An 18,271-nucleotide genomic window follows, 5' to 3' on the forward strand; every position below is an offset into this window, starting at 1 on the left:
CGGTTGGTGCGCGAGACACGGCCGCGTGGTGCTGGCCGCCTGGGTCATCCTCGCCGGGGCGCTGACGGCAGGCACGCTGGTGTTCGGCCGGCCGGTCAGCAACGACGCCTCCATCCCCGGCACCGACGCCCAGCGCGCGCACGACCTCATGCGCGAAGGCTTCGGGCCCGGGTACGACGCCGGCGGCACCTTCCAGGTCGTCCTGTACGGCAAGAGCGGGCCGCTCATCGACGGCGAGCGCAAGCGCGCGGTCGAACGGGCGATGGCGGAGATCCGCGAGGTGCCCCACGTGGTGCAGGTGGACACCCCCTACCGCGTGGGCGGCCTCTCCAGGAACCTGGTGATCGGCGTCATCACCGTCCGGCTGTCCGGACAGGACTCCGGCGGCCTCGCCGAGACCTCGCGGCGGATGTCGGCCGCGGTGGAGCCGGTGCGCGCCGCCGGCGTCGAGGCCGTGATCGCCGACAACGGCACCCCCGCCGACAAGGAGATCAAGACCGGCAGCAGCGAGATCATCGGCGTCGCCTGCGCCCTGCTGGTGCTGCTGCTGGCGTTCGGCACGCTGGTCGCCGCGCTGGTGCCGATCTTCACCGCCCTGGTCAGCCTGGGCGTCGGCCTCGGCGTGATCGGGCTGCTCGGCCACCTGGTCGACGTGCCCAAGCAGGCTTCGGTCATGGCGTCCATGATCGGCCTCGGCGTGGGCATCGACTACGCGCTGTTCCTGCTGTCGAGGCACCGCAAGCTGCTGGCCGACGGAGTGCCGGTGCTGGAGTCGGTCCGCCGGACGGCGCAGGGCGCGGGCGGCGCGGTCTTCTTCGCCGGCGGCACGGTCGTCATCGCGCTCAGCGCGCTCATGCTCGGCGGGTTCCCGATGCTGCGGACGCTCGGCTGGATCACCGGCATCTCCGTCGTGTGCGCCGTGCTCACCTCGCTCACGCTGGTGCCCGCGCTGCTCGGCATCCTCGGCCACCGGATCAACGCACTGCGCGTCCCGTTCGTCGGCCCGCGGCGGGACGCCGCGCATTCGGCGGCGAGCGGCTGGGCGGGCCTTGGCACCTGGGTCGCCGGCCGCCCGTGGCGGGTGCTCGTGGTGGCCGTGGCCGTGCTCGGCGCCCTCGCCGCGCCCGCCCTGGCGTTGAGGCTCGGCCCCCTCGACGACGGCTACGCCGACAGAGGGCAGGACGGCCGGCGGGCGTACGAGCTGATGGAGGCCGGGTTCGGGCCGGGAAGCAACGGCCCGCTGATCGTGGTCGGCGAGCTGGACGCCGCCGTCGCCGTCAGCGACCCACCCGCGCCGGCCGTGACGCGCGTCGGCGACCGCCTCGCCGATGTCGCCGGCGTCGCGTACGTGTCGCCGCCGAGGATCAACACCTCGGGCAGGTCGGTCCTGTTCCAAGTGGTCACGGACTACGCGCCGAGCGACCCGCGGGCCGGCGAGGTCGTGCGCGCCGTGCGCGGCCTGCACCTTCCCGGGGCGCGGCTGCACGTGGGCGGCGAGGTCGCGGGCATGGCCGACGCGAGCGACCGCATCGCCGAGCGCACCCCCACCGTCATCTCCGTCGTCGTGCTGCTCAGCGCCCTGCTCCTGCTGCTGGCCTTCCGCGCGCCGCTGGTGGCCGTCAAGGCGGCGCTGATGAACCTCATCTCGCTGGGCGCGGCGTTCGGCGCGCTCGCGATCGTGTTCTCCTACGGCCTCGGCAGCCGCCTGGTCGGCCTGGACCCGCCGGTCTCCACCGATAGCTCCTACCTGTCGACGTTGTTCTTCACCGTGCCCATCGACTCCTACGTGCCGCTGATGCTGTTCGCGGTGCTGTTCGGGCTGTCCATGGACTACGAGGTCTTCCTGCTGACCTCGGTGCGCCAGGCGTACCAGCGCTTCGGTGACAACCGCCGGGCGGTCGCGGAAGGGCTGGGCGCCACCGGCAGGGTCATCACCTCGGCGGCGCTGATCATGGTGGTGGTGTTCGTCGCCTTCATCGCCTACCCCGATCCGCTGGTCAAGGTGTTCGGCGTCGGGCTCGCGGTCGCCATCGCCGTGGACGCCACGGTCATCCGCGGCCTGCTCGTGCCGGCCACGATGGTGCTGCTGGGCCGGCTCAACTGGTGGTGCCCCGCCTGGCTCGACCGCGTCCTGCCGGATCTGTCGATCGCCGGGCACGGTGAGGACGACGACGAGCCGCCGGTGACCGCGGAGCCGGAGAAGCGGCTGGTCCCCGCCGCCCGCAACTGAGCCGGGACGCCCTGGACAAGAGCCGGGCCGCCCCGAACCGGGCTGCTCCGGACAAGAGCCGGGCTGCCCCGAGCCGGGGCGCCCCGGACAAAGGCCGAGGTGGCCCGGACAAGAGCAGGGGCGGGGGCGGTCAGGACCGGGCGGGGGCGCGCCGCTCCTCGCGCCGCCGCCGCCACCGCTCGCGCAGGCCGGTGACCGCGGGAAGCAGCCCGTGCGGCAGGAAGAGCACGACCACGATGAGCAGGAGCGCGTACACCGCGTAGGAGAGCACGCTCGGAGCGTAGTCCGGCATCCCGGGCGCCGTCCCCACCACGTTCAGCGCCTGTACGAGCAGCGTGATCGCCGCCGCGCCCACCACGGCGCCCCATATCGTGCCGAGCCCCCCGACCACCGCCATGACGATGTACTCGATGGACAGCAGCACCGGGAACGACGAGGGCGCCACGTAGCCGGTGTAGAAGGCGTAGATGCCGCCGGCCAGCCCGGCGAACGCGGCCGACAGGGCGAAGACCACCAGTTTGTAGCGGACGACGGGGACGCCGGAGGACGCCGCCGCCGTCTCGCTCGTGGCCAGGGCGCGAAGCGCGCGGCCCGGCCGCGACTCGATGACGTTGCGCGTCACCAGCATCACCAGGGCGACCCCGGCCCAGACGATGTAGGCGTACTGGCCGGCGTCCCCCAGCTCGAACGGCCCGGCGCCGAGCTGCGGGATGCCCTGCAAGCCGATGTCCCCGCCGGTGAACGCCAGCCGTCCCGCCAGCGACAGCAGGATCAGCTGCATGGCCAGGGTCGCGAAGGCCAGATGGTGCCCGCGCAACCGCAGCAGCGGCAGGCCGACCACGACGGCGAACGCCGCCGCGACGAGCGGTGCGGCCAGCAGCCCGGCCAGCGGAGGGCCGCCGCGCACCGCCAGGATGCCGGCCGTGTAGCCGCCCACCGCGTAGAACGCGCCCTGGCCGAGCGACACCTGGCCGGCGTAGCCCATCAGCAGCGAGACGCCGACCGTGACCATCGCGGCCAGGCCGAGGAAGATGTACACCGGCAGGGCGCTGTCGTCCAGGACCGCCGGCAGCGCCAGCGTGACGGCGGCCACGGCGAGGCCTGGCACCAGCCGCCACACGCGCCGCCGGCCCGGCCCGCCCGGTGATCCGGCGGAGGGACCGGCCTGCTCGTCCGGTGAGCGGGTGGGACGGTGCTCGGGCACGCCCTCGGCGCCGGGGGCGCCGTTCGCCTCGGCGTCGTCCGGGGACGGCTCCTCCGCGCGCGTCGCGGGCTCGTCTGCGGGACGGGTCATGCGGTCTCCCCGAGAACGGTGGGGCGCCGCGCCGACTGCAGCACCATGATCACGAGCATCAGGCCGAGGGCGATCTCCGTCTGGTAGGCGCCGTACCCGTACCCCGCGGCCAGCGACTCGGCGACGCCCAGCAGCAGCGCGCCCACCAGCGCGAGCCCGGGACGGGTCAGCGCGCCGAACACCGCGGCGGCGAACCCGTTGACGATCAGCGTGACGTCGGTGTCGAAGGAGATGGGCCGCAGCGGCGTCACCAGCACCCCGGCGATCCCGCCGAGCAGCCCGCCGAGCGCGAAGGCCACCAGGCCCATCTTGCGGACGTCGATGCCGACGACCCGGGCCGCGTACGGGTTGGACGCGCACGCGCTCAGCGCCTTGCCGAGGTAGGTGCGGCCGAAGAACGCGGCGAGCGCGACGATCGTCACGGCGGTGGCCGCGATGACGAGCAGGTGCTGGCGCTGGACGCCGACCCCGGCCAGCGTCACCGAGCCCGGCAGCCCGGGGAACGACCGCGTCTGGTCGCCCCAGATCACGATCTCGACGGCGTAGGCGAGCACGCCGACGCCCAGCGTGATGATCAGCGACGACTGGGGGGTGGTGCCGCGCCTGCCGATCGCGAGGAGGCCGGTCAGCAGGCCGGCCGCGGTCGCGATCACGATGGCGGCGGCCTCGCTGAGCCCGTGCGGCAGCCCGGTGCCGAGCAGCCACGAGCCGCTCAGCCCCGCGACGACGGCGAACATGCCCTGGGCGAAGTTCACCACGCCGGTCACCCGGTGGACCGCGACCAGGCCGCTCGCGATCAGCGCGAACCCGCAGCCCACGGCCAGGCCGTTGACCAGGTAGGTCAGGAACTCTCTCACGTCATGCCCCTCCCGGCCGGGCCGCCGTCGCCGGACGCCTCCGGCGGCGCTCCCGCGGGCCGGGTGCGGAGCACCGCGCCGGCACGCCCGTCATCGCTGAGTCTCCTCGACGGAGCCGCCGAGGTAGGCCTGGGCGACCCGGGGATCCTCGGCGAGCTCGGCGCACGGGCCCTCCGCCACGATGCGCCCCGCCTCCAGCACGTAGGCCCGCTCGCAGACGCCGAAGGCCAGCCGGGCGTTCTGCTCGATGAGCAGCACGGTGAGCCCTTGGTCCCTGTTGAGCTCCACCAGGTGGGCGGCCAGGTCACGGGTGGCGATGGGGGCGAGCCCGAGCGACAGCTCGTCCACGACCAGCACCTCGGGGCGGGACATCAGGGCCCTGCCGAAGGCCACCATCTGCTGCTCGCCGCCCGACAGCACGCCCGCGCGGCGCCGGCGCAGGTCGGCCAGCCGGGGGAGGACCTCGAAGACCGGAGCGGGGTCGCGCGTGCCCGCGCGCCAGCCGCCGAGCAGGAGGTTGTCCTCCACGGTGAGGTCGGGGAAGAGCTGGCGGCCCTCGGGGATGTGCGCGAGCCGGCCGGCCACCTCGACGGTCCCCGAGGCGGGCGGGACGATGCCCGACAGCGTGTCGGCCAGGGTCGACTTGCCGGCGCCGTTCGGGCCGAGCAGGGCGACCATCTCGCCGCGCCGCACCGAGAGCCGGACGTGGTCGAGCGCGGTGGCCGAGCCGTAGGTGACGACCAGGTCGCTGATCTCGATCACGTCGCCGCTCCAGGACGGTCCACGGGCGGCGCGCCCGCCTCGTACGAGGGTGAGGCGCCCTTCCGGGACGCGGGCGGGGCGCTCGTCCGGTACGCGGGCGGGGCGCCGGTGTTGTCCGCGAGCGGGTGCCGGGGCCGGTTCACGAGGCGTCCCCCAGGTAGGCGGAGACGACCTGGGGATCGGCGCGGACCTCGCCGGGTGTGCCCTCGGCGATGACCCGGCCGAGGTCGAGCACGGTGACGCGGTCGGCGAGCCGCGTGACGAACGCGACGTCGTGCTCGATCAGCATGATCGTCAGGCCGCTCGCCTTCAACTCTTCGATGAGCACGGCCAGCGCCTCGCGTTCGCCGGCCCGCAGCCCCGAGGCGGGCTCGTCCAGCAGCAGCAGGCTGGGCTGCGCGCACAGGGCGCGGGCGACCTGCATGGACCGCTGCTGCCCCAGGGGCAGCAGGGCCGCCTCGTGCCCGGCCCACGCGCTCAGGCCGACCCGGGCCAGGGCCTCGTCGGCGCGCCGGGCGATCTCGCGCTCGTCGCGGCGGTGCCGCGGCAGCCGCAGGGCGGCGGCCGCGAACCCGGTGCGCCCGCGGGTGTGCGCGCCGACCATGACGTTCTCCCGCACGGTCATGCCGCGGAACACGCGGGCGCCCTGGAAGACGATGGACATCCCGAGCCGGGCGCGCCGGTGCGGGGCGAGCCGGTCGAGCGGGGCGGACCGCATCGTGATCGTGCCGTGGTCGGCGGGCAGGTGGCCGGTGATGAGGTTGAACAGGGTGGACTTGCCGGCGCCGTTGGGGCCGATGATGCCCCGCACCTCGCCGTCGGCGATGTCGAGGCTGACGTCGCGGACGGCGTAGACCCCTCCGAACGAGCGGGAGACGCCGTCGACGGTGAGCATGCCCGGCACGTCGCCCCTACTCGGCGGTGACGGTCTTGGACAACTGCTCCGCGGCCCACTTGGTGGGAACGAACTGCCCGTTCTTCACCGTGTTGACGGAGATGAAGTCCGGCCGCAGCCCGGAGTGGTCGGTCGGGGAGTAGCGGAAGCGGCCGTTCGGCGTCCACAGGTCCATGGTCTCCAGCGCCTGACGGATCTTCTCCTTGTCGGTGCTGCCGGCCTTCTTGATCGCCTCGAACAGCAGCAGGCAGGCGCTGTAGCCGTCCTGGGCGAACTGCGGCGGCGGGTAGCCGTGCTTCTGCTTGAACGGCGCGGCCATCTGGTCGATGACCTGCTTCTGCTTGCTGTCGGGCAGGTGGTCGCCGATGACGCCGATGGCGCTCTGCACGGTCATGCCCTCGGCGGCCGCGCCCATCGGCTCCAGCCACAGCTTGCTGGCCTGCGAGGCGGTGAGGAACAGCGGCACCTTCAGTCCCGAGGCGGCGTACTGCTTGGCCGCCGTGACCCCGGGGGCGCCCGACCCCCAGAACACCAGGGCCTGCGCGTCGGAGTCCTTGACGTGCGTGAAGATCGCGCTGAAGTCGGAGTTGGTGGTCTCGTACGGCTCGTCGGCGACGATGCTCACCCCGTACTTGGCGGCCAGGGACGCCATGGCCTTGTGCCCGGCGACGGAGTAGGCGCTCTTGGTGTCGTGCGCCACCGCGATCTTGGTGATCTTCTCGGCCTGCATGTACTGCAGATAGCGCTCGGCGTACATGTTCGACAGGGCGGGGGTGACGAAGATGTACGACTTGATCGGCTCCACCTGCTCCTGGGCGGGTGCCAGCGACAGCTGGGGGATCTTCGCGCGCTCGGCGAGCGGCTCGATGGCGAGCGCCGAGTTGGAGAAGACCGGGCCGATCAGCGCGTCGATCTGGCCCTTGATCTGGTTGAACGCCACGATGCCCTGGTCGGGGGCGGTCTTGTCGTCTCGCTGGACGAGCTCGACCTTGCGCCCGAGCAGCCCGCCCTGGGCGTTCACCTGCTCGACGGCGAGCTCGACGGCCTTTTTGTCCTCGCTGCCGAGCGGGGTGTAGTTGCCGGTCAGGGACACGATGAGGCCGACGCGGATGGGGTCGGCCGACCCGCCTGAGGACGCGCCGCCGGAGGCGCCGCCGCCCTGCCCGCCGCACGCGGCCACGGCCAGGACGAGACAGGTGATCGTCGGGACGAGCTTGCGCACGTGCGTCTCCTGGGGGTCATGTCGCGGCGACGGCTCTTGCAACGCGCCTCCGCCGCGCCCCGGAACTCCAGCGCGCAGGAGGAACGATAGATCAAATCCCCGATCGCCTGAATCTAGGCACTTTTTTTGTCGATTGTCAACACAACGCCGACATTCACAGGACCTTCGCTGGACACGCGCGGTCGCCGCGCCTCCTCGCGCCGGGAGCCGGAGGTGATCGTGACACCCGCTGACCCGCTGGCTTAAGTTGATGCCGGATCACCTGACCGTCAGGGAGCGGTGCCATGCGAAATCAGGGGTTGGGGTCGTGGCCGGCGCGGCGGGCGCGCATGACGCCCGGGCGAGTGGCGCTGCGCCACGAAGGGCGCGTGTACAGCTACGGCGAGCTGCGCGAACGCGTCGACCGGCTGGCAAGCGCGCTGAGAGGGCTGGGCGTGCGGCACGGCGACCGCGTCGCCTACCTCGGGGCCAACCATCCCGCGCTGGTCGAGACGCTCTTCGCCGCCGGCGCCGCCGGAGCCGTCTTCGTCCCGCTGAACACGCGCCTCACCGTGCCGGAGCTGTCGTACATCGTGGCGGACGCCGGCGCGGCCGTGCTGGTCTGCGGGCCCGGGTACGAGGACACGGGCGACGCGTTGCCCGTCCCGCACCGGGTGCGGGTCGCGGAGGAGTACGAGGAGCTGCTGGCCGCCGCCGATCCCGAGCCGGCCGACGAGCCGGTCGGCCTGGACGAGCCGTGCCTGATCATGTACACCTCGGGCACGACCGGGCGGCCCAAGGGCGCGACGCTGAGCCATGGCAACCTGGCCTGGAACACCTTCAACCTGCTCGTGGACGTCGAGCTGGCGCACGACGAGGTCACGCTGATCAGCGCGCCGCTGTTCCACATCGGCGCGCTCGCCCAGACGCTGGTGCCGACAGTGCTCAAGGGCGGCACGGCGATCCTGGTGTCCTCGTTCGACGCCGACCAGACGTTCGACCTGGTGGAGCGCGAGCGGGTGACGCTCATGTTCGGCGTCCCGGCGATGTTCGCCTTCCTCTCCCAGTCGCCCCGGTGGGACGGCGCCGACCTGTCCAGCCTGCGCAACCTGCTGTGCGGCGGCGCGCCGGTGCCCGAGCCGCTGATCCGGACCTACCAGCAGCGCGGGCTGACCTTCCTGCAGGGGTACGGCATGACCGAGACCTCGCCGGGCGCGCTGTTCCTGGCGGCGGAGCAGTCGGTGCGCAAGGCCGGCACGGCGGGCGTGCCGTGCTTCTTCTCCGACGTCCGGCTGGTGAGGGCCGACGGCGGCGAGGCCGCGCCCGGCGAGCCGGGCGAGGTGATCGTGCAGGGGCCGAACGTCATGACCGGGTACTGGGGGCGCGCGGAGGAGACCGAAGCGGTGCTGTCGCGGGACGGGTGGTTCCACTCGGGCGACATCGCCGTCGCCGACGACGACGGCTACGTCCGCATCGTCGACCGCGTCAAGGACATGATCATTTCCGGTGGCGAGAACATCTACCCGGCCGAGGTCGAGAGCCTGCTGTACGAACATCCCGCCGTCGCCGAGTGCGCGGTCATCGGCGTCCCCGACGACAGGTGGGGGGAGGTGGGCAAGGTCCTGGCCGTCCTGCGGCCCGGCGCCGCCGCCGAGGCGGGCGACCTGCTGGCCCACCTGTCGGGACGGCTGGCCGGCTACAAGATCCCCAAGTACGTCGAGTTCGTGTCCGTCCTGCCGCGCAACGGCGCGGGCAAGGTGATCAAGGCCCGGCTCCGGTCGCTGTACGGATCGCCCGGCGCCCTCACCGGGGAGAAGCCCGAATGAACACCGGCGACTCGGCGGCGGTCGGCGTCCGCGCCGGCCGGCCTCGGCGCGACGGGCGGGTAACGATGCGGGGCGTGTCGCGAGGACCCGCACACCCGTCGTCCCGCCTGGGAAGTACGATCAAGAGATGACCGAAAAGACCGAAACCGCACCTGGATGGCTGGCTCCCGACGAGCTTGAGTCGGTGCGGGGGCGGATGCCGATCCTGTACGTCGACGCCGTTCCCGTGCGGGTGGACGACACCGGCGCGGTGACCCGCGTGGGCCTGCTGTTGCGCATCGGCCCGGACGGGGCGGTCAGCCGGGCCCTGGTTTCCGGGCGCGTCCTGCACCACGAGCGCGTGCGCGACGCCCTGCTGCGCCACCTGGAGAAGGACCTCGGCCCGGTCGCGCTGCCGCGCATCCCGGCCTCGCCGCAGCCGTTCACCATCGCCGAGTACTTCCCGACGCCGGGTGTCACGCCGTACCACGACCCTCGCCAGCACGCGGTGTCGCTGGCCTACATCGTCCCGGTCGCGGGCGACTGCCGTCCACGCCAGGACGCCCTGGACCTGGTCTGGTTCACCCCGGAGGAGGCCGCCTCGCCGATGGTGCAGCAGGAGATGTCCGGCGGGCACGGCGTGCTGGTCAAGCAGGCGCTCGCGTACGTCGGCCGGCTGACCTGACGCTCGGGGGCGCCGGCCGCGCGCGCCGGCGCGCCTCGCGAGGCGGGGCGGGCCAGGAGCCGCCGTGCGGGCGGCCTTCGCCCGCACGGCCTCGCGAGGGCACGCTCACTCGTTCGTCTCGACGCCGATCCAGTTCACGTACCAGCCCTTCTCCTGGGCGTCCGCGGGTGTGAGCGGGTGGCTGTCCCACCACCGGACATAGACCCGAAAGCCCAGCGCTGTGGGGATGTAGACGGCGTTGACGCCGGTCAGCGCCCAGTGGTCCTCCGTCCCGCCGATCGAGTAGGTGTAGACGGGCGTGCCGACGAAGTGGCCGGAGGCGGTGTTCACATCCAGGGAGAGGCCGTTCGGGCCGTAGGGGGCCCAGCCCTGGCCGGGTGCGGTGCGGCCGGCGCCGATGCGCACCCCCGACTTCGCGGCCGGCACCGCCTCGGCGGCCGCCTGTGGCTTGGGCGGCGTCTGCTCGGCGTACGCGCCGGCGTCCGTCACCAGGGCGGTGCCGGACGTCAGCGCCGCGGACAGCGCGGCGACCGTGAAGATCTTGGCGAACATGCTTCTCCTTCAGTGGTGCGATGCCCGGCGGTCGGCCGGGGTGACGCGCGCTCTCGCGGAGCGCCATCACCGCAGGTCAGAACGCTGGAAGGCGGTGATCATCACTGATGGTAGTAAGATCGGCGCACTTCGTGGCCGAGTGCCCGTCCGCCATGGCGCGTGTCGCGGGGAACGCGCCGCGTCGGTCTCGCGCGCCGGCCCGGAGTGCCTACCGTCCCGTTGACCGCCGTGTGGCGGGCGGCCGGCGCGCACCCGTGCGGGCGGCGGCGGTGCGGGCGGTGGAGTGCCGCACCTTCAGGCAGGCGATCACGACCAGGATGGCGATCAGCACGGGGATCACCAGCGCCGCCGGGCCGGTGGGCTGCCGGCCGGCGATGCCGTGCGCGGCCCAGTCGTGCGCGGCGGGAACGGCGACCATGGCGGCGGGCAGCGGGAACTCCGCCGCCACCGGCTTCAGCGCGGGCGTGGCCGCCGGGGCGGCCTTGTCGGCGAGCGCCTTGGCCTCCTGTTCGGCCTTGATCTTGTCCGGGTAGCCGTATCCGACGACGGAGGACTGGTCCCTGACCTTCGCCTTGGCGTACTGGCCGTCGACGTTGCCCTCGATGGTGTGGATGGTGTCGCCGTCGACGGAGGTCACGATGCCGACGTGGTCGATGTTGTCGATGACGTGCGAGCCGCCCCAGTCGTAGAACACCACGGCGCCGGGTCTCGGGGTGGTTCCCCAGGCGCCCTGGTCGGCGAACCACTGCGCGTGGGCCGGGGTGTAGGCGAACTGCCCGAACCACTTCTGGTAGCCGAGCCGGTAGGCCGCCCACGACAGGAACATGTCGCACCAGGGCTGTGCCGAGTAGTCGGAGTCGAACTCCACGTTCTCGCCGTACCAGGTGCCGAACTTGGTGCGGCCGCCCGCTTGTTCGCTGTAGCCGATCTGGGTCTGGAGCAGGTCGATGAGCTTCTGCAGTTCAGGTGACATGGACATGGAAGTGAGGGCCCTTCCGCTTTCGTGCGGCCGGCGCTGGGGTACGCCCGCCGTCACCATGTGGCTTCACCGGCGCGTGGGGCGCGCCGGCTCATCGGTGCGTGACGCGGCCGACGCCGTGGGGCGCGCCGGCCGTCATCGCGGGACGAACCCGGCGCGGGGGAGGCGCCGGTCCGTCCGTGTGGCAGGACGTTAGTCAGGAAAAGCCCAGGTCAAAAGGGGGTCAAGGCGGGCCGGGCAGGCGGTCCGCCGTGGGGTCGGCGGGCCCGGAACGCCGTGCGCACAGGGGTTCGCGGCACCTGAGAGATCGACGACCGGCATTCCTCGAACGGGATTTCTTTCCGCAAACTTGACCAAAACGGTCAGAACCGAACATCGTTCCACTATCCGCCCTATAATCGGCGCATGATGACCGAGCTCGCCACGCCCCAGGAGTCCGGTCGCGAGGCTCGCCTCGCGGCCCTCGCCGTGCTCGCCCAGCAGGCGCGCGACCTCGTCGACGCGGTCACGGTCACGGACGTGCCGGAGGCCGAGCTGACGGCCGTGACCGCCCGACTCGTCGCGCTGACCGAACGGCTGGGCGCGGAACGGCGGGACGCTCCGCTGGGGCCCGAGTTCGGGCCCGGCGGCCGGTTCCGCCACCTCGGCAACGCCGTCGTCGGCGACTGCAATCCGCACGCGCTCCCGCTCGTCGTCGAACGGGCCGCCGAGGGCGGCGTCCGGGCCGACCTGGCCTTCCGTCCCTCCCACGAGGGGCCGCCCGGGTTCGTGCACGGCGGCGTGAGCGCGATGATCCTCGACCACCTGCTGGGGGAGGCCGTCGCCGCGGCCGGCAAGGCGGCCATGACGGGCACCCTCAGCATCAAGTACCGCCGGCCCGTCCCCTACGGCGAGCCGCTGCTCGGGGCGGCGGCCGTCTCGCGCAGCGAGGGCCGCAAGACGTGGGCCGAGGGCGTGATCCGCCTGCCGGACGGCACCGTGCTGGTGGAGGCCACCGGCCTGTTCATCACCCCCGCCCAGTGGGTGGGCGTCCGCGCCGACGGCTGAGCGGCTACGGCCCTGCGCCAGGGCGACCGGCTCAGGAGCCCGGTGACGGCGGGACGCCGGGAACGGCGGGCGTCCCCGCCATCGGCAGGTGAAGCTGCTGCGCCAGCCAGGGGAGCGTCTGCGGCAGCTCGCGGCTCCAGGTGTTGAAGTTGTGCCCGCCGCTCGGCAGGATCAGCGACGACGCCCGCATCGGGGACCTCACCGCCGAGAGGAATTCCAGCGTCGTCCGGTAGTTGGACTCGCCCCGCTCGCTGCTGGTCACCAGGGCCGAGATCGGTGGGGGCGGCAGGTGGGCCAGGCGCCACATCAGGTCGTTCTCGTTGCGCAGCCTCCCGTCGCCGCCGAACAGGTCGCCCGTCGTGGCGTCGATCGGCGCCTTGTAATAGCCCGAGAGGGACACCACCGCCGAGTACGCCTCAGGGTGGCGCATGCTCATCTTCAAGGCGCAGTATCCGCCGGTGGAGGCGCCCATGATGCCCCAGCTCGCGGCGTCGACCCCCACGCGGAAGGCGCCCGCCATCGAGGCGGGCACGTCCTTGGTGAAGTACGTCTCGACCTTCGGGCCGCCGGGCACGTCCATGCACTCGGTGTCGCGGGGCGGCACGACGGTCGGCCGCATGAGCACCAGCACCGTGGGCGCCATCTTGTGCGCCTCGATGGCCTTCGCCGCGACGGCGGGCATGTTCATGCGGGTGATCAGGTTGCGGGCGTCCCCGGGGTAGCCGGTGAGGGCCACGATCGCCGGGAAGCGCGTGTGGGCGTACTTCTTGTCGAAGTACTGCGGCGGCAGGTAGACGTACGCGGGGGCGCTCAGGCCGGAGGCGCCGCCCGAGATGACGACCTGCTGCAGCCGCCCGCCTGGACGGCCCTTCTTCCCCGCGGGCGGCACCCGCGAGCTGCGCACGACCTGGACGCCCCCGCCCTGGCCCGCCGCCGGCCCGGCGGCGCCCGCGTCGTTCACGATGGGCGCGGCGACGCCGTCGTCGGTGCCGAGCAGATCGCTCCAGCTGCCGTAGAAGCCGAAGTAATTGTTCGCCGCGAGCGCGAGCGCCACGAGCAGGAGGAATTGGTTTCCCAGGAGCACCGCGACGCGCCCGAGAATCGCCGGCCAGGTGCGGACGCTCAGACGCGGCCATATCCACCAAACCGACGCGACCAGGCCCGCGACGGCGAGCGCGCACATCAGAAGCTCCAGCTTCAGCGCTGTGAGGCCCAATCTATGTCTCCCCCGGTCTTGGTCCCGCAGCCCATCTCTTTTAAGGTGGTGCCCAAGTGAAAGTTATCCAACCGAAATAAGGCCGAGGTAAGGATGTATCACCTCTCAGACACCCGAAGCACGGACCTCACCCTCTAGTGTGTCCTGACGTGAATGAACGGACGCGACTTGCGCGAATGCTCGCCTCGCGGTCGTGGGTTCCGGCCGCTGCGGGATATGCCGCTCTTGTCGTCGGAATACTCGATATCGTCCGCGGGGTCGTCCCCCATTTCCGGCAGAGCCGCGTCAGCCTCATCGCCGACGTGCTTCCCGGAACGGTCACCACGCTGGCGGCGGCGGCCTCGCTGCTCGTGGGCGTGCTGCTCGTCATGCTCGCCCACGCGCTGCGCCGCCGGAAGGTCCGGGCCTGGCGCGCGGTGGTCGTGCTCCTTCCCCTGGGCGCCGTGGTGGAGGCGCTGCGCTGGCGGCACTCCGTCACCGCCGCCATCGGCCTCGTGCTGTTCGTCGTGCTCCTGGTCAACCGAGGTGAGTTCCATGCCCTGTCCGATCCGCGCTCACGCTGGCGAGCGCTGTGGAACTTCCTCGCGCTCGGCGTCCTCGACCTGGGCATCGGCTGGGTGATCGTGAGCGTGCACCCGGCGACCATCGTCGGCGCCCCGTCCGCGGGCGAGCGCATCCAGCACGTGCTCCTGGGCCTGGTCGGCATGCAGGGCCCGGTCGAGTACTCCCTCGACCGTACCGCCGACCTGGTGTACTACTCGCTGGCCGGGCTGGGCGCGCTCACCGCCATCACCACGCTCTACCTGGCCCTGCGCCCCGAACGGCCGGTGGCCGCGCTGAGCGGCGACGACGAGGGGCGGGTGCGCGCGCTGCTCGACCGGCACGGCGAGTTCGACTCGCTGGGCTATTTCGCGCTGCGGCGCGACAAGAGCGTGGTCTTCTCGCCCTCGGGCAAGGCCGTGATCGCCTATCGCGTGGTCGCCGGGGTGATGCTGGCCAGCGGCGACCCCATCGGCGACCCTGAGGCCTGGCCCGGGGCGATCCGGCGCTTCATGGAGGAGGTCCGGCGGCACGCCTGGGTGCCCGCCGTCATCGGCTGCAGCGAGACCGGCGGCCAGATCTGGACGCGCGAGGCGGGCCTGTCGGCACTGGAGATCGGCGACGAGGCCGTCGTGGACGTCGCCGGGTTCAGCCTGCAGGGGCGTGCGATGCGCAACGTCCGCCAGATGGTCAACCGCACCGAACGGGCCGGCTACAAATGCCTGGTCAGGCGGGTGGCGGAGCTCACCGAGCAAGAGAGGGAACAGATCCGCGCGGCGGCCCGGTCCTGGCGCGGCACCGACACCGAGCGCGGCTTCTCCATGGCCCTGGGACGGTTCGGCGACCCGGCCGACGACGCCTGTGTCGTGGTCACCGCGCACAAGCCCGCCGACGACGGCAAGGCCTCGCCCGGGGGCGACATTTGCGCCGTGCTGCATTTCGTGCCCTGGGGCCGCGCCGGCATCTCGCTCGACCTGATGCGCCGCGACCGCGACGCCGACCCCGGCCTCAACGAGTTGCTGATCGTCAAGACCCTGCAGGCCGCGCCCGCGCTCGGCGTCACCCGGGTCTCGCTCAACTTCGCCATGTTCCGCTCGGCGCTCGCCCGGGGCGAGCGGCTCGGCGCCGGGCCGGTGCTGCGCGCCTGGCGGGGCATCCTGGTCTTCCTGTCGCGCTGGTTCCAGATCGAGTCGTTGTACAGGTTCAACGCCAAGTTCGGGCCTTTCTGGGAGCCGAGGTTCCTGGTGTATCCGACGGCGCGCGACCTGCCCCGCATCGGCGTCTCGGCGCTCAAGGCCGAGGCGTTCCTGTCCGCGGGGCGCCTGGCCGTGCTCTTCCGGGGCCGCCGCCCCGGTTCCGGTTCCAGCCCGTCGGACTCCACTCCTGCGGAGGGGCCGCTGCCGGTGTCTCCATAAAAGGTGACGAGTGCGGAAGTTAACCGCTATATCGGCATTCGCCGGGTGCCGGAAGGAAGGACGGGCATGGCCGTTGGGGAGGGCGGTTCCCTTCGCTTCCGTCGTTCCGGAGGGGAGGCGAAGGATCGGCGATTCTCCGCCTCGGCATTCCGCTCGCTGTGATGATTTTGAGATATGCGTGGCGCGTGGTTACGACAGGTTCCGAGATTGTGCTGATCATGGCAGTGGTCGCGCCATATCTGCACTTCATCCCGCTTATATCCATTAATAGCTATACGCACATGTAGTGTGTGACTTGCCGCGTTGCGCCGGATTTGCGCGACGAAAGTGGCGGGTCGCATCCCCGTCCTGCCGCCGCGCGGCGCCGGCGCTGACGGGCGGGTTTCGTCCCGCCGGGTGGGCGGGGCGGCGGACGGTCAGGCGATGAGCCGGGCGGCGTGCAGCCGTTCGTCCAGCGCGGCCACGCTGCGCGTGCGATGCCAGGGGCCGAGCTTCTCGCGCGTCTCGACCACCGACCGCACCAGGCGGGGGGAGGTGTTGTGCCCCGCCAGGCGGGCGGCCTCGCCGAGGTGCTCGCACGCCTGGTCGATCTCGCGCAGCTCCAGGTGGGCCTGGGCGGTCTTCAGGCGCAGATAGGCGGCGTTGCGGACGAACGCCGGGTCGATGCCGGCCGCCGCGGTGGCGGCCACCTGGAGCGCCTGCGCCGGATCACCGGTGTCGAGCAGGCAGCCGGCTTTCGTGGAAAGGTACTGGCCTTGCCCATAGAACGGGACGAGCCGGGCGCCGGGGTCGTCGTCGGCGGCTCCGTGCAACTCGCGCTGCGCCTGGTCGACCGACCGGAAGCAACGCGTGTGGTCCTTGCGCCGTTCTCCGCGGGCCGAGCGGCGCACCACCGCGGCGTAGGCGCGGGCGCCGACGTCGCAGGCGTAGGCCGACAGTAACCTGCTGCCCGCCCGCTGCCCCCAGGCGAGCGCCCCGAGCGCGTGCTCGACGCCCAGCCGCGGGTCGCCGCGCCAGGTGGCGAGCTGGCTCCAGTTGGCCAGCACCATGCTGCACATGGCGTCGTCGTCGGCCTGGTGGGCCGCGTCGCGCGCCCGCGCGTAGTGGTAGTCGGCGCCGCGGAAGTCGTTGAGGTTGAACAGCATCCAGGCGGTGCAGCGGCGGATGTCGGCGAGCAGGGAGAGCGTCTTGCCGCGCATCCGCTCGGGCACCCCCGCCGAGAGCAACGAGACGACGAGCTGCTGCTGGGCGAGCACCGTGGCCAGCGCGGCGTGCGGGCCGAGCACGTCGTCCTGGCGCATGGAATGGTGCAGCACGGCCTGGATGTGGCCGAGCGTCGCCTCGTCCACCCTGTTCGGATCGGCTCCGGCCATCGCCAGTCGCTGCGACTCGTCGGCGCTCGCCCGGTCGAGGCGCGGCGAGGCGTACGCCGAGGTCGCGGCCGCGCCGATCAGGGCGAGAGCGTCACGTCGGTTCATCTGTGTTGCCCAATCGGTGAAGGCGCGGACGAGCTGCTCGTACTCTCGTTCACGCAGTTCTTCTGGAGAGATCGGCCCGGGGGGCGGTTGCAGCGAGAGAATGCCCCTTATGTCACTGAATGTGACGGTAACCGGACTCGGTGTGGCCGGGATATCCCGCGTGCGGGCGACATTCGCGTTCTGGTCGGACGCCGTGTGATCCTCTCCGTCGATCAGATCGCACGCGCGGCACCCGTAGACGCGCGCCAGTCGGTTGAGCCCCGCCATCGGAGGCTCGTTGCCGCTGGCCCCCGGCCAGGCCTCCCATGAGCCGAGCTTGCGGACGCTGAACGGTTCGGACGGCCACAGCGCCTTCCACTCGTCGACCACGCGCTCTTGCGTGTAGCGGTGCGCCTCGCGGAACGCCTGGCGGGAGTTGAGCCGGTAGCGGCGCTGGAATTCCCGCGCTATCTCGGTCCACGTCGACCCCCGCTCGCGAAGCTCGGCGGTGAGGCGGTCCATCTCCTCTTTCAGGCTGCGTGGTTTACGTGGCATCGCGTACCCTCCGACCCCCGTGGATGCGTATCGCCGACACCGAGAGTAGCCAAAGTAATCACCTGACTACTCAGGGTTGCCGGTAATCGGCGACCGGACCGCCGGATTCTGCGACGACCGGTCGCCCGCACGCGAAATAAGGGGTTCAGGCCTACAGACACACCCCGCGGCGACGCCTGTTGGTGGCCACGCCGCCCGCCGGAAGGTAAAGGTCCGCCCCGTTGCCCGGATCGGGGGATCCGGTGCGGGCGCCGTCACGCGGCCGATGCACCCCGAGCGAAAGGCCAGGGATCAGCATGATCAGCATCCCGTCCTGTCCCCGTGAGGTTCGCTGGGAACTGCGCGCCGAACCGGGCGTCACGGCCGAGTGCCGCGCGGTGGTCCGCGTCACGCTCGCCGAATGGGACCTGCACGACCTGATAGACGACATCCTGGTCGTCGTCACCGAACTGCTCGCCAACGCCCTGGTCCACGGCGGCCCCCCCGTGCACATCGCGCTGGGGACGACCCCGGGCACCGTGACCGGCTCGGTCACCGACCGGGGCGCCGGATGGCCGCGCCTGTGCCCGGCCCGCGCCGAGTCCGAACACGGCCGCGGGCTGCGCATCGTCGCCGCGCTCACCGACGCGTGGGGGGTCGAGCCGCTCCCGGCCGGCGTCGGCAAGACGATCTGGTTCACCCGCGCCCGCCGTCCGTCCGCCGCCCCGCTCCGTCACCTCCCAGGTCAGCCGAACCTCCCCGAGCCCGCCGCGAGCGGCGAGTGAGGGGACGGGCGGTGCCG

15 protein-coding genes are annotated in these 18,271 nt (G+C 72.2%); 6 read left to right on the forward strand and 9 right to left on the reverse strand.

Going from position 1 to position 18,271, the window contains the following annotated elements:
- Positions 1–25: 25 nt before the first annotated feature.
- On the forward strand, positions 26–2,230 hold the full coding sequence (locus ACZ6QO_RS03590) for an MMPL family transporter (RefSeq protein WP_465847303.1): 2,205 nt from the start codon (positions 26–28) through the stop codon (positions 2,228–2,230).
- A 130-nt stretch (positions 2,231–2,360) separates the two neighbouring features.
- Here ACZ6QO_RS03590 and ACZ6QO_RS03595 read toward each other — a convergent pair whose 3' ends face one another.
- The 5 genes from ACZ6QO_RS03595 to ACZ6QO_RS03615 form a co-directional block, all read right to left on the reverse strand.
- Complete coding sequence (locus ACZ6QO_RS03595; RefSeq protein WP_465847304.1) at positions 2,361–3,524, reverse strand: branched-chain amino acid ABC transporter permease; 1,164 nt, start codon at positions 3,522–3,524, stop codon at positions 2,361–2,363.
- On the reverse strand, positions 3,521–4,381 hold the full coding sequence (locus ACZ6QO_RS03600; protein ID WP_465847306.1) for a branched-chain amino acid ABC transporter permease: 861 nt from the start codon (positions 4,379–4,381) through the stop codon (positions 3,521–3,523). Before ACZ6QO_RS03600 ends, ACZ6QO_RS03595 begins: the two co-directional genes overlap by 4 nt.
- Positions 4,382–4,471: 90 nt before the next feature.
- Positions 4,472–5,143, reverse strand: coding sequence for an ABC transporter ATP-binding protein (locus tag ACZ6QO_RS03605; RefSeq protein WP_465847308.1), 672 nt, complete (start codon positions 5,141–5,143; stop codon positions 4,472–4,474).
- A 139-nt stretch (positions 5,144–5,282) separates the two neighbouring features.
- A complete protein-coding gene (locus tag ACZ6QO_RS03610; protein WP_465847310.1) occupies positions 5,283–6,038 on the reverse strand; it encodes an ABC transporter ATP-binding protein in 756 nt (251 codons plus the stop codon).
- A 16-nt stretch (positions 6,039–6,054) separates the two neighbouring features.
- On the reverse strand, positions 6,055–7,260 hold the full coding sequence (locus ACZ6QO_RS03615) for an ABC transporter substrate-binding protein (RefSeq protein WP_465847312.1): 1,206 nt from the start codon (positions 7,258–7,260) through the stop codon (positions 6,055–6,057).
- Between the two features lie 284 nt (positions 7,261–7,544).
- Here ACZ6QO_RS03615 and ACZ6QO_RS03620 point away from each other — a divergent pair, with 284 nt between their 5' ends.
- Both ACZ6QO_RS03620 and ACZ6QO_RS03625 read left to right on the forward strand, forming a co-directional pair.
- Positions 7,545–9,065, forward strand: coding sequence for an acyl-CoA synthetase (locus ACZ6QO_RS03620; RefSeq protein WP_465847314.1), 1,521 nt, complete (start codon positions 7,545–7,547; stop codon positions 9,063–9,065).
- Between the two features lie 127 nt (positions 9,066–9,192).
- Positions 9,193–9,729 (forward strand): NUDIX hydrolase family protein, encoded by a 537-nt coding sequence (locus tag ACZ6QO_RS03625; protein ID WP_465847316.1) that lies wholly within the window; start codon positions 9,193–9,195, stop codon positions 9,727–9,729.
- Positions 9,730–9,834: 105 nt separating this feature from the next.
- Here ACZ6QO_RS03625 and ACZ6QO_RS03630 read toward each other — a convergent pair whose 3' ends face one another.
- Together ACZ6QO_RS03630 and ACZ6QO_RS03635 are read right to left on the reverse strand one after the other, a co-directional pair.
- Positions 9,835–10,281: a hypothetical protein gene (locus tag ACZ6QO_RS03630; RefSeq protein ID WP_465847318.1), complete on the reverse strand. Its 447-nt coding sequence runs from the start codon at positions 10,279–10,281 to the stop codon at positions 9,835–9,837.
- A gap of 208 nt (positions 10,282–10,489) precedes the next feature.
- Positions 10,490–11,260 (reverse strand): CHAP domain-containing protein, encoded by a 771-nt coding sequence (locus ACZ6QO_RS03635; RefSeq protein WP_465847319.1) that lies wholly within the window; start codon positions 11,258–11,260, stop codon positions 10,490–10,492.
- Between the two features lie 405 nt (positions 11,261–11,665).
- Here ACZ6QO_RS03635 and ACZ6QO_RS03640 point away from each other — a divergent pair, with 405 nt between their 5' ends.
- Positions 11,666–12,307, forward strand: a complete 642-nt coding sequence (locus tag ACZ6QO_RS03640) for a PaaI family thioesterase (protein ID WP_465847321.1) — start codon at positions 11,666–11,668, stop codon at positions 12,305–12,307.
- Positions 12,308–12,338: 31 nt separating this feature from the next.
- Here the strand turns inward: ACZ6QO_RS03640 and ACZ6QO_RS03645 are convergent, their stop codons facing one another.
- Positions 12,339–13,523 carry an alpha/beta hydrolase gene (locus ACZ6QO_RS03645; protein ID WP_465847323.1) on the reverse strand — a complete coding sequence of 395 codons (1,185 nt, stop codon included), beginning with the start codon at positions 13,521–13,523 and terminating at the stop codon, positions 12,339–12,341.
- Between the two features lie 176 nt (positions 13,524–13,699).
- Between ACZ6QO_RS03645 and ACZ6QO_RS03650 the strand changes: the two genes are divergently transcribed.
- Positions 13,700–15,478 (forward strand): phosphatidylglycerol lysyltransferase domain-containing protein, encoded by a 1,779-nt coding sequence (locus tag ACZ6QO_RS03650; RefSeq protein ID WP_465847325.1) that lies wholly within the window; start codon positions 13,700–13,702, stop codon positions 15,476–15,478.
- Between the two features lie 416 nt (positions 15,479–15,894).
- Here the strand turns inward: ACZ6QO_RS03650 and ACZ6QO_RS03655 are convergent, their stop codons facing one another.
- Positions 15,895–17,490: a hypothetical protein gene (locus ACZ6QO_RS03655; protein ID WP_465847326.1), complete on the reverse strand. Its 1,596-nt coding sequence runs from the start codon at positions 17,488–17,490 to the stop codon at positions 15,895–15,897.
- Positions 17,491–17,786: 296 nt separating this feature from the next.
- On the opposite strand from ACZ6QO_RS03655, the gene ACZ6QO_RS03660 reads away from it, so the two are divergent.
- A complete protein-coding gene (locus ACZ6QO_RS03660) occupies positions 17,787–18,254 on the forward strand; it encodes an ATP-binding protein (RefSeq protein WP_465847327.1) in 468 nt (155 codons plus the stop codon).
- The last annotated feature ends 17 nt before the right edge of the window (positions 18,255–18,271 follow it).

The organism is Sphaerisporangium sp. NPDC049457, from assembly GCF_055586705.1.